Annotated in this window: 7 protein-coding genes and 1 pseudogene; all 8 read left to right on the forward strand. The window is 48.7% G+C overall.

The window, feature by feature from the left end; genetic code table 11:
• The first annotated feature begins 27 nt into the window (after positions 1 to 27).
• Entirely contained in the window at positions 28 to 1,467 is a 1,440-nt protein-coding gene (locus tag BUB85_RS03485) for a glycoside hydrolase family 1 protein (RefSeq protein WP_073105133.1), read from the forward strand.
• Between the two features lie 118 nt (positions 1,468 to 1,585).
• Positions 1,586 to 3,001: a glycoside hydrolase family 1 protein gene (locus tag BUB85_RS03490; RefSeq protein ID WP_073105137.1), complete on the forward strand. Its 1,416-nt coding sequence runs from the start codon at positions 1,586 to 1,588 to the stop codon at positions 2,999 to 3,001.
• A gap of 327 nt (positions 3,002 to 3,328) precedes the next feature.
• On the forward strand, positions 3,329 to 5,446 hold the full coding sequence (locus BUB85_RS03500; RefSeq protein ID WP_073105144.1) for an InlB B-repeat-containing protein: 2,118 nt from the start codon (positions 3,329 to 3,331) through the stop codon (positions 5,444 to 5,446).
• A gap of 282 nt (positions 5,447 to 5,728) precedes the next feature.
• Positions 5,729 to 6,634 carry a quinolinate synthase NadA gene (gene nadA, locus BUB85_RS03505; protein ID WP_073105175.1) on the forward strand — a complete coding sequence of 302 codons (906 nt, stop codon included), beginning with the start codon at positions 5,729 to 5,731 and terminating at the stop codon, positions 6,632 to 6,634.
• Positions 6,634 to 8,043: an L-aspartate oxidase gene (locus BUB85_RS03510; RefSeq protein ID WP_084533894.1), complete on the forward strand. Its 1,410-nt coding sequence runs from the start codon at positions 6,634 to 6,636 to the stop codon at positions 8,041 to 8,043. Before nadA ends, BUB85_RS03510 begins: the two co-directional genes overlap by 1 nt.
• On the forward strand, positions 8,043 to 8,897 hold the full coding sequence (gene nadC / locus BUB85_RS03515) for a carboxylating nicotinate-nucleotide diphosphorylase (RefSeq protein WP_073105148.1): 855 nt from the start codon (positions 8,043 to 8,045) through the stop codon (positions 8,895 to 8,897). The genes BUB85_RS03510 and nadC overlap by 1 nt, the downstream gene beginning before the upstream one ends.
• Before the next feature lie 95 nt (positions 8,898 to 8,992).
• Positions 8,993 to 9,526, forward strand: coding sequence for a transcription repressor NadR (locus BUB85_RS03520; protein WP_073105151.1), 534 nt, complete (start codon positions 8,993 to 8,995; stop codon positions 9,524 to 9,526).
• Between the two features lie 127 nt (positions 9,527 to 9,653).
• Positions 9,654 to 9,884, forward strand: a pseudogene (locus tag BUB85_RS03525) (IS110 family transposase); the annotation flags it as partial.

Consider the following 9,884-nt stretch of genomic DNA (forward strand, 5'->3'; position numbering starts at 1 on the left):
GAAGAATCAGAATTGGAGGACAATATAATGAAAACATTTCGCGAGGATTTTCTCTGGGGCGGAGCAACTGCTGCAAACCAGTATGAGGGAGCATGGGATGTGGATGGCAAGGGCGCATCCGTATCCGACATGTGCACTAATGGTTCCCATACCGTACCGAAGAGAGTGACAACGGCCATCGAGGAGGGAACACTGTATCCAAGCCATGAGGCGACAGATTTTTATCATCATTATAAGGAAGATATCGCACTGTTTGCAGAGATGGGCTTTAAGACCTTTCGCATGTCCATCAACTGGACGAGAATCTTCCCGACAGGGATGGAAGAAAAACCGCTGGAAGCAGGACTTCAGTTCTATGACAATGTATTTGACGAGTGCCTGAAGTACGGAATCGAACCGCTGGTCACGATCTCGCACTACGAACTGCCGTATGCGCTGGTCGAAAAGTACAACGGCTGGGAGGGCAGAGAGTGCATCCAGTATTATCTGAACTACTGCGAGACGATCTTCAACAGATACAAGAATAAAGTAAAATACTGGCTGACCTTCAATGAAATCAATGCGGGAACGATGGCTTTTGGAAATGTGTTGTCGACCGGAACTATTCAGGGATATTCCGGTCCGATCACCGAGGTGCCGGACAGCGTCCAGGCGCGCTATCAGGCACTGCATCACATGTTCGTGGCGAGCGCGAAGGCGGTAAAGATGGGACATGAGATCAATTCGGACTTCAAGATCGGCTGCATGATCGCATTCATGACAAGCTACCCCTATACCTGTAATCCGACGGACATGCTGGAGGTACAGCGGGCGATGCGCGACAGCAACTGGTACTGTTCCGACGTGCAGGTGCGCGGAGCGTATCCGGCATTTGCGGAGCGTTTCTGGGAAGAAAACAACATCAGCCTGAAGATGGAAGACGGAGATCTGGAAGTGCTGAAAGAAGGAACCGTTGACTATTACACATTCAGCTACTATATGAGTAACTGTGTGACGCTGGATCCGGGTGCAGAGCAGACCGAGGGCAATCTTCTGGGCGGTGTGAAGAACCCGTACCTGAAGGCGAGTGACTGGGGATGGCAGATCGACCCGCAGGGACTTCACTATACACTGAATGAAATCTACGGCAGATACAACATTCCACTGATGGTAGTTGAAAATGGACTCGGCGCAGTAGACAAGCTGGAAGAGGATGGAACTGTCAATGACGATTACCGCATCAATTATTTCCGGGATCATATCAAAGAGATGGAAGAGGCGGTCAAAGACGGCGTGGATCTGATGGGCTATACACCGTGGGGCTGTATCGACTTAGTCAGCGCATCCACCGGAGAGATGGCAAAGCGCTACGGCTTTATTTATGTGGACAAGTACGATGACGGAACCGGCGATCTATCCAGAAGAAAGAAAAAATCCTTTGACTGGTACAAGAAAGTCATATCCAGCAACGGAAAAAATTTAAATTAAAAAAGGAGAATATTCTCCATTTACATGTATGTATGCCGAGGGTTATAATACGAAGTGCAGGACAAATAATACAGCAAAAGTTTAGACAATGGACCTATTTATATGAAGGGAGACAGATATGATACACAAAAAATTAAAACCATTTCCAAAAGATTTCTTATGGGGCGCTTCTACCTCGGCTTATCAGGTAGAGGGGGCGAACCTGACCGACGGCAAAGGACCTTCCTGCCAGGATGTGAAGAAGGTTCCGGAAGGAACATCCGAGTTGGATGTCTGCGCGGATCAGTACCACCACTACAAAGAGGACATTGCCCTGATGGCGGAGATGGGATTCAAGACGTACCGTTTCTCTATCTCATGGTCACGGCTGCTGCCGAAGGGAACCGGTGAGGTCAATCCTCTTGGAATCGAGTACTATAACAACCTGATCAATGAGTGTCTTAAGTATAACATCGAGCCGTTGGTTACCATGTACCACTTTGACATTCCGGCGGCACTGGACGAGATCGGCGGCTGGGGCAACCGAAAGGTGATTGACTGTTTCGTGGAGTTTGCGAAGCTGATGTTTGAAAATTATGGCGATCGTGTGAAATACTGGCTGACGATTAACGAGCAGAACATGCTGACGCTGGTCGGACCGTTGATCGGAACATTTAACGCGCCGAAGGACTGCACCAACGTGACGAAGGAACTGTATCAGCAGAATCATCACATGCTGGTGGCGCAGGCGAAAGCTATGGCACTCTGCCACGAGATGCTGCCGAATGCGAAGATCGGACCGGCTCCGAACATTTCTCTGGTATATCCTGCAAGCTGCAAGCCGGAGGACATGCTGGCGGCACAGAATTTTAATGCAGTGAGAAACTGGCTGTATCTGGATATGGCAGTTTACGGCGTGTACAACAATCTGGCGTGGGCTTATATGGAAGAGCATGATGCGGTGCCGGTATTTGCACCGGGAGATGAGGAAATCCTGAAGAGCGGACACCCGGATTTTATCGGATTCAATTATTACAATACATCGACGGTGGAATTTCCTGGAGCTGACGAGAAGGACGGTACTCAGAATGACCAGCAGAACGGCGGCGTGGAGGCAGGCTTCTTCAAAGGGTTTGCAAATCCTAATCTTCCGCGGACAGAATTTGGCTGGGAGATCGATCCGCAGGGATTCCGCGCAACAATCCGCGAGATGTATTCCAGATATCGCCTGCCGATGATTATTACAGAGAATGGTCTGGGCGCATACGACAAGCTGGAGGACGGCAAGATCCATGATCCATACAGAATCGAATACCTGAGAAAGCACATTGAGCAGATGCAGCTTGCAATCACAGACGGCGCGGAGATGATGGGTTACTGCCCATGGTCCGCAATTGACCTGATTTCGACCCACGAGGGTATGGTGAAGCGTTATGGATTCATCTATGTGGACAGAGAAGAGTTTGATGTAAAGAACTGTGACAGATACCGCAAGGATTCATTCTTCTGGTATAAGAAGGTGATTGAGAGCAACGGCGAGGACCTGACGGATTAGGAAATATCCGTGAAGCTACGAGTTGCCGGGCGTTCACGTACAGGAAGTGAAGCGGATCACGAGTGTCTGCGTTGCTGAAAAAGAGAACAGAGATAAAAACACTGACGAAAGAGAATTGTGAACTTTCGCCGGTGTTTTTTTATATCATAAAAAAAATTTTGAACTCCTATGATATAAAAACGCTTGGCGGGATTTGCACTGCACGCAAAAAGAATACGGAAACTCTTTGTTCTAAGCCTGACCTTGACGAAACCAGATGATAGTGGTTATACTTTGAGTAAGAGAACGGGGTGGAATATTCAGAGCAGCAAAGAAGCAGAAAGGGGTATGTGTATGAATAAAGAGAGCAGAAGAAAATGGCGCACGAAGTGGCTCAGACAGTGCACAGTGCTGGCGGTGATGACTGGAATTTTGTTCATTGCAGGCATGGCGGTGCATGCGCAGGAGCAGGATACACAAAAGCAGACTTTAACGACACAGAAACTGCCGTCGGTGGAAGTGAACAAGGCAATCACATCCTGTAAAGTGGACAGTCCGGATCCGGAGAAATACCTGATGGACGAATACAAGACAGAGTTCAAGGCAGAGGGCTGTACAATTGCAATTGACGATTCGTCACAATTTCTCACGATCGCAGGAACGCCAGCCAAGGTGGGGGATTATAAGTTCTCCGTAATCTGGGCAGATACTTCTTCGGAGGATCAGCCGGAAATCACAGTGGATTATGTGTTCCGTGTGCGGAAGATGAGAAATCTGACCATCAAGAAAGGACAGAGCGTGCCGGATAAAAAGACCTGTCTCGAGGGCGATGTGATCTCCATTGTAGCGGATGAACCGGAAGAAAATTATGATTTTGATGACTGGACCGGTGGAAAAGGCGGAACATTTGCGGATGAACATAATCCTTCGACAACCTTTACCATGCCGGATGCAGACACAACGATAACAGCGACATATAAAAAAGAGCAGACTTATACCCTGACGGTGAAGGATGGGACTGACAATACGGGTGGAGAGGATTACAGAGAAGGCGATACGGTATCGATTTCGGCGGATCCGGCACCGGAAGGCAGTGTGTTTAAGGAGTGGGAGAACGATGGCAGCGGCACGATCGAAGATCCTGCAAGTGCGACTACGACTTATACGATGCCGCCCAGTGACGCGACCGTGAAAGCTGCATATGAGAAGGCGCAGACGCTGGAATTTCAACTGTCTGTGGTAAATGGAACGGACAACACCAATGCCGGTCCTTATCAGGAAAATGCACAGATATCGATTTCAGCAGCCGAAGCGCCGGGCGGACAGACGTTCAGGGAGTGGACCAGCAGCAACGGCGGAAGTTTTGCCGACAGTGCACAGGAGAGCACGACATTCACCATGCCTGCAGGGAATGTGACTCTGACGGCAGCCTATGAGGCGGAGGCACCGAAGACTTATACGCTGACCATGGCAAATGGAACGGATAATACGATGGAAGGTCCGTACGTAAAAGATACAAAAGTATCCATCACGGCTGCGGCACTTCCGGAGGGGCAGAAATTCAAAGAATGGATCAGCAGCAACGGAGGAACGTTTGAGGACAGCAAAAAGGAGAGCACGAATTTCTCTATGCCTGCAGGAGATGCGACCGTGACTGCAACCTACGAAGCACTGCCAAAATTCAATCTGACCGTAGCAGGCGGAACGGATAACACAAAGGGGAGCCCGTATCTGGAGGGAACGAAGGTGTCCATCACAGCGGCATCGCCGGAGGGGCAGAAATTCAAGGAGTGGACCAGCAGCAACGGAGGAAGCTTTGAAGACAGCAAAAAAGAGAACACAAATTTCTCTATGCCTGCAGGAGATGTGACAGTGACGGCAGTCTATGAAGTCCTGCCCAAATATACACTGACCATGTCGAGTGGAACGGACAATACGAAGGGGAGCCCGTATCTGGAGGGCACAAAGGTATCCATCACGGCGGCCGCGGCACCGGTGGGAGAAAAATTCAAGGAATGGACCAGCAACAACGGTGGAACATTTGAGGACAGCAAGAAAGAAAATACCACATTTACCATGCCGGCCGGTCCTGTTATTGTGACGGCAACTTACGAGGCGCTCACTTACACGATTACGGCTGCGGCCAGTCCTCCAGAAGCAGGAACAGTTACCGGAGCAGGAAAAGTAATGTACCATACGAAGACGACGCTGACCGCGACGGCAAAGACCGGCTACAAGTTCAGTAAATGGACGGAGGGCAATCAGACGGTGGGAACAGAACCGACGCTGGCCGTGGAAAATGTTGACCGCGATCATGCCTATGTGGCAGAGTTTACAAAGACAGCGGGCACGGCATCCAGTGCACCGACGGGAGATAAGAACAATATCGCAAAATGGATCGCGATTATGGCGGTGGCTGTAGTCGGAGTGATCATCGTATTGATTGTGCGGAAGAAAAAAAGATAACATGCCAGATATTGGTGTGGCCATATGACCATCAGCAAGGATCCCTCACTTCAAGTGCGCAGAGCACGAAGTGAGGGATTCTTGCTGTAAATATAACTGTCTGTCATAGGAGTCCATACTGTAAATACAACTGTCTTGTCATATGAATTTACATGTGCTATAATACTCCACATGCATGAAAAGGAACACAGATAAATGGAGCATTCAGAGAAAAAATGAATGCCTGGGGACAAACGGTGGCAGAAGGATGCAGGTCTGCTTTACCGGGCATGGGAGGAACAAATGTCTATTCAAACAGAAATTGAACAGTTAAAGAAAGAGAAAAATGCAGTGATTCTCGCTCACTATTATGTACCGGGTGATGTGCAGGATGTGGCGGATTATGTCGGGGATTCATTTTACCTGAGCAAGGTGGCGACAAAGCTTGACTGCAGGTCTATTATATTTGCCGGAGTGGAATTTATGGGGGAGAGTGCTAAGATCCTGAATCCCGAGAAGCGGGTCTTCATGCCGGACAAGACGGCGGACTGCCCCATGGCTCATATGATTGAGGTGGAGGATATCGAGGAGGTGCGCGAAAAATACCCGGATGTGGCGGTTGTCTGTTACATTAATTCCACGGCGGAGACGAAAACATACTCGGATGTGTGCGTAACTTCTTCCAATGCAGTGAAGATTGTGAAAAATCTTCCGAACCAGAATATATTTTTCATTCCGGATCAGCATCTTGGCAGCTTTGTGGCACAGCAGGTGCCGGAAAAAAATGTGATCCTGCATTCCGGCTTCTGTCCGCGGCATCACCAGATTACGAGAGAACAGGTGCTGCAGGCAAAAGCAGAGCACCCGAAGGCTTTGTTTCTGGCACATCCGGAATGTCCGGAGGAAGTGCTTGCGGAGGCAGATTACATAGGCAGTACTTCCGGAATCATTGATTATGCGACAGAAAGTGACGAACAGGAATTTATTATCGGCACAGTCATCGGCGTATTTCATGAACTGAAGCTGAAGAATCCGGACAAGAAGTTCTACGCAGTCAATAGTGGTCAGGTCTGTGTCAATATGGAAAAAGTTACGTTAGATAAAGTGAAAAAAGTCCTGGAGGATGAGAGCAATGAGGTCTTTGTCTCTGAGGAGATTCGCAGAAAGGCAATGGCACCCCTGGAGCGGATGCTTGAGATGGCAAAGTGATGAGAAGTGAAAATGTGACGGTGGATAAGAAATTAAATGACAGTGAGCGGACCGATATCCTGATTGTAGGAAGTGGCTGTTCCGGTCTTTACTGTGCACTTCAGCTTCCGAGGGACAAGCAGATTTTAATCATTACCAAATCCAGCGTAGAAGACAGCGATTCATTTCTTGCCCAGGGCGGGATGTGTATGCTCCGTGATGAGTCTGATTATGAGAGCTATTTTGAGGATACACTGCGGGCCGGGCATTATGAAAATGACAGGCGTTCTGTGGAAATTATGATTCGATCTTCCCAGGATGTGGTGAAGGACCTGTTAGAATACGGTGCGGAGTTCCAGCGTGATACCGACGGAAGTCTGGCGTTTACCCGGGAGGGGGCGCACTCTGAAAAGAGAATCCTTTTTCATGCGGATATCACCGGAAAAGAGATTACAAGCAGGCTTCTTGCTCAGGTCCGGCAGCTTGCAAATGTGCGGATCATGGAGCATACAGCCATGCTTGACATCATCAGCGACAACACGACATGTTTTGGGGCAGTGATTGCACATCCGGACGGAACCGTCGGCAGGGTGTTGGCGAAGCGGACGGTGCTGGCGACCGGAGGAATCGGCGGATTGTATCATCACTCTACGAATTTCCGCCATCTGACCGGAGATGCACTGGCGGTGGCCCTGCGTCACCGGGTGGAACTGGAAAATATCGATTATATCCAGATCCATCCGACGACCCTTTACGCAGAGGAAGACAGAAGCTACCTGATTTCCGAATCCGTTCGCGGAGAGGGTGCAAAGCTCTATGATAAGAATGGGAATCGCTTCGTGGATGAACTGCTGCCGCGTGATCTGCTGACAGAAGCCATTTATAAACAGATGGAAATAGACGGGACAGAGTTTGTGTGGGAAGATCTTCGGACAATTCCGAAAGAGGAGCTGCAGACACATTTCCCGAATATCGTTGAGCATTGTCGGAAAATGGGGTATGATGTAACCAGAGAATGTATTCCGGTGGTCCCGGCCCAGCACTATTTTATGGGTGGTGTGAAGGTAGACTATGACAGTAAGACTTCAATGGAGGCATTGTACGCTGTGGGTGAGACCGCCTGCAATGGTGTCCATGGAAAAAACCGTCTGGCAAGTAATTCCCTTCTGGAGAGTCTGGTGTTTGCAAAGCGGGCTGCAAAACATATTGCGGACACGTGGGGGATGGAGCGTGAGTCAGGGATGACACAGTGTGCAATTCAGGATAATCTGCAGAAAAATGCGCAGGCAGAAACAGAGCAGATTCAGGAACACATCATGGCAGCAGTCAATCTGAAGGACTACAGGGATGCACAGGCTTTGGAATCAGCCTATCAGGAAGAGGTCCGGGCAGAGATTGCGCGTATAAAGCAGAGAAAGGATATAGGATAATGTTTGATCAGGTTACGATGAAGTTAAATGTCGACCCACTGATTCTGGGGGCATTAAAAGAAGATATCACAAGCGAGGATGTTTCCACCAACAGTGTGATGCCTCATCCGCAGGCAGGCGAAGCGGAGCTGATCTGTAAAGAGGATGGAATCATCTGTGGAATTCAGGTGTTTTCCAGAGTATTTGAACTTCTGGATGAGAAGATAGAGATTGAATGCTATGTAAAGGACGGGGATGCTGTGAAGAACGGACAGCTTCTTGCAAAAGTATCCGGTGATATCCGGACGATTTTATGCGGGGAGCGTACAGCGCTGAACTACATGCAGCGGATGAGCGGCATTGCGACGTATACGCACTCCGTGGCGGCATTGCTGGCGGGCAGCCGGACGAAGCTTTTAGATACCAGAAAGACCAGTCCGAACAACCGGATTTTTGAGAAATATTCGGTCCGTGTGGGCGGAGGGAACAACCATCGCTACAACCTGACGGACGGTGTAATGCTCAAGGACAATCATATCGGGGCAGCTGGCGGGGTAAAAAAAGCAATCCGGATGGCAAAGGAATATGCGCCGTTTGTACGTAAAATCGAAGTAGAGGTGGAGAATCTCACGATGGTACGCGAGGCGGTAGAAGCGGGAGCAGACATCATCATGCTGGACAACATGGGACACGAGGAGATGAGAGAGGCGATGCAAATAATCGCTGGACACGCAGAAGTTGAGGTGTCCGGCAACGTGACAAAGGAGAACATTGCCAGACTGGCGGACCTGGGGGTGGACTACATTTCCAGCGGCGCGCTGACACACTCTGCTCCGATTCTGGATATTTCACTGAAGAATCTGCATGCAGTGTAACTTTCCACTGAAGAATACGCATGCAGTGCAGTTTCCCAGTCGCAGCAGGGACTATTCATTTTACAAAATAAATTTGGAAGAGGGATAAAACACAGATGACCGGAAAAGAGAGAAGGAATCAAATCATACGCATATTGGAGAAGAGCGAACAACCGGTTTCGGGAGGCGCATTGTCGAGGATGGTGTCAGTCAGCAGACAGGTGATCGTGCAGGATATCGCGATCATCCGTGCCAACGGACATGATATCATCGCGACGAACCGTGGCTATCTGCTTCAGGCCGGAGGCGAGATTCAGCGGGTCTTTAAAGTGAAACATGGAGATGAGCAGATTGAGGACGAGCTTCTCGCTGTCGTGGATTTTGGCGGAAAAATCAAAGATGTGTTCGTTTATCATAAAGTGTACGGTGTGGTGAGAGCAGAATTGAATCTCAAGTCCAGACGTGACGTGATGAATTATATGGAACAGATTCACAGCGGGGAATCGACACCGCTGAAGAATGTCACCGCAGGATATCATTACCATACCGTGATTGCGGATAGTGAGGAGACACTGGATCTGATTCAGGAGAAGCTGTGGGAGCTGGGATTTTTGGCGAAGCTGCAGGATTATGAACCGGTAGAGTTTTAAGGATGCAGGAGCTTCCTGTATACTTTAAAGAGTAAAGGGAATTGACCAAAAAGAATACCTCAGGTAAATTTAGATTATTACTGACCGGGAAGTTGGTAAAAAATCTAAATCACGAGAGGTATCTAAGATGAATAGTAAAACAAGAAAGACAAAAAAGCAAGCAAGTGTAGTGAAATTCGAAATGAATGTTCTGTCAAAGGAAGAAATCGCTAAGCGGATTAAATCTATTGAAGAAAATCTCAAAGCATCAACGTGGAGAGAATTGGAAACACAAGGTAAATTTGCTAAGAATGACAAACTCTCTTTCATCTCAGATGAGATGCTTATAGTTGGATGCGATATAGGCAGTGAAACTCAT

This window comes from Hespellia stercorisuis DSM 15480 (genome assembly GCF_900142165.1).
GTDB lineage: Bacteria > Bacillota > Clostridia > Lachnospirales > Lachnospiraceae > Hespellia > Hespellia stercorisuis.